The organism is Liquorilactobacillus sicerae, assembly GCF_029916425.1.
GTDB lineage: Bacteria > Bacillota > Bacilli > Lactobacillales > Lactobacillaceae > Liquorilactobacillus > Liquorilactobacillus sicerae.
This window is the reverse complement of record NZ_JAHAVQ010000199.1, coordinates 1-469: the sequence shown is the minus strand read 5'-3', so window position 1 is coordinate 469 and position 469 is coordinate 1. Positions and strand designations below refer to the sequence as shown.

Below are 469 nucleotides of genomic sequence, written 5' to 3'. Positions count from 1 at the left end.
GACGGCTTATATTTAGCTCCGGCCTTAACCAGTGCTGTTTCAATGACTTCAACTGGATTGGCCAAAAGCCTAAATGGCCATTTGGTAACGGTATCCGAGATCGATACTACCAAACGGGCATCGACCGGTGTTAGCTACCAGTATGCCAGGATTACAGATAACAATAAAAGCTACTGGGTTGATGCTAGAGCTTTGAATGATTCTGCTCAGATCACTTCTACACAAACAGTCAACTTCCAAGCCTATATCAATGGCGATACCAGAAACGACGGTTTGTATAGTGCCCCAGCTTTAACAACGTCCAGTTCTTTAACGCCACTTGCTTATAGCAAGTCTTTAAATAAGAAGCTGGTCACAGTATCGGAGATTGATACGACTAAAAGGGCTTCAACTGGTCTTAGCTATCAGTACGCTAAGATCACTTACAACGGCAAGACCTATTGGGTCGATACTCGAGCCGTCTTTGATT

1 protein-coding gene is annotated in these 469 nt (G+C 43.9%); it reads left to right on the top strand.

Annotated features, from left to right (window positions below):
* On the top strand, positions 1 to 469 hold a 469-nt coding region (locus KH893_RS11980), incomplete at both ends, for an SH3-like domain-containing protein (RefSeq protein WP_281166303.1).